A 1,691-nucleotide genomic window follows, 5' to 3' on the forward strand; every position below is an offset into this window, starting at 1 on the left:
CTGATAGAATTTGGGTGTTGGTTCCAAAAGTAATGCTATGCCTTCTTCAGTTTCGGTGGTTGCATTGTTACCTATCCAAAATTTCAGAAATTCAGTTTCGTTGTAGGTAATTAAACCAACCGCAGGATCTGAAATGTAGTAGGTTTTATCGTTTCCCCGCTTTTTAGCGTTGAATATTCCTGCTTTTGAAGTGATTTTGTAAAGCACGACAAAATGGTTGTTGTTCCAATGTAAAATGCAAGGCAGTGGCGCTTCGGCAAGTTTTATGGTGTTAAGTTTTACGCCTAAGGTTCTAAACCCCAACTGCTCGGCTGCGGTTGAAATTGCTAATAAACTACTGCCCTCCCGATGCGTTTCGCTCAATTGCCGCAGTTTTGGCAAGCTTAGCGTTTTGCCAAAATGCTTTGCAATAATTTTAAGGCAAGTTGGCCCGCAGTCTTTGGAGTCGGGTTGGTGGTAGTTGGGGAAGCCTTTCATGAGCAAATCAATTTTGCTGCAACCAATGTAAAAAATCAAGAATTACTGCATCAAAATTCCCTGATTCATAATTCACTTCGCCGCTCTTTGTGATGGGATAAAAACTGTGTTCAAGGCCATAAAACGACTTGAAAGTGAAATTAGACTTCTTTTTACTTAAAGCTTGAACTCGGAATAAATCGTTGAAGATAGCTGCTTCATCTCCAGTGCCGTATCCTACAAAAACAGGGATTTTTAATCCAACCATTTCGTCAACATATGTTTGGGCATATTCAAAAGTCGACTTAAATGTATCTCCTCCATCCAAATAGTTGTTCACATCTTTATTGTCGACGACTTCTTTCCAATAGTTGAAGTCAGCCACTAAATCATTGTCATTTTCAGTCTCATTTTTCCGACTTCTCGCTATTAAATTAATAAATCTTCCGTATGGATTGCCAGACAGATATCCTAGATGAGTGATTTTTTTAAACTTTGAAGCCATGGCAACGGCAATTCTACTTCCTTCGGAATGCCCCAATATTATCACCTTTTCTGAATTTACAAAGTCGAGTTTTAAAATTTTTTTAAGTAGAAAAATATTTCTTTGTGTATAAAACGTTAAGTTATCATTTTTTAAAAATCCAATTGGACTTTTTTGCGTCGTGGAATCAATGAAAGTATAGTTGTTTAAATGTTCAATGTTCGCAACTACAGGAATAAAAGGCTTAGCAATAACGATTAGGTGAAAATCATTAAGCAGCTGTTCGCAGTTAAACGGGAACGCAATGCTGTACTTAAAATTATTTGATTCCGGGTAGTTAATAATTAATGGACGACCTTGGCTACCCTGGATGTATAATATGATCGGCTTTTTCACTTGATCTTCATTAACCTTTGATCTTATTAAAGCATAAACTGGTACATTTTGATACTCGATGTTTAGCTCTCTTAGACCAGACTCAAGTGTCTTTAAAGATTGGCAAAAAGAATCATTGAAATAAACAATTATTAAACAATAAATTAAAAGTCTCTTCATTTCTAATAATCAAAGTAACCTAAATAGGTAAGAGATATATCCAATTTACTTTTCCTGTCTGTTGTACCTTCGTGGATAAAATTATCGGTCGGTGCAAGATAAAATTGCAAGGGTTCTATTTTTAGTTTGCAAACTGGATAATTTGGAAAATATTTTTTAGTACACGACAAAAAACATAATTGATTAAAAATCAATA

The 1,691-nt window shown here is 35.4% G+C and carries 2 protein-coding genes and 1 pseudogene; all 3 read right to left on the reverse strand.

Features of this window, described 5'->3' with window-relative positions; all coding sequences use genetic code 11:
- The coding region (locus tag CHX27_RS00860) for a cysteine peptidase family C39 domain-containing protein (protein WP_243388928.1) at positions 1-477 on the reverse strand (477 nt) is incomplete at its 3' end.
- 7 nt (positions 478-484) lie between these two features.
- Positions 485-1,495 (reverse strand): hypothetical protein, encoded by a 1,011-nt coding sequence (locus CHX27_RS00865; protein ID WP_094484893.1) that lies wholly within the window; start codon positions 1,493-1,495, stop codon positions 485-487.
- A gap of 2 nt (positions 1,496-1,497) precedes the next feature.
- A pseudogene (locus CHX27_RS15660) lies at positions 1,498-1,691 on the reverse strand (hypothetical protein); the annotation flags it as partial.

This window comes from Flavobacterium aurantiibacter (genome assembly GCF_002251775.1).
Lineage (GTDB): Bacteria > Bacteroidota > Bacteroidia > Flavobacteriales > Flavobacteriaceae > Flavobacterium > Flavobacterium aurantiibacter.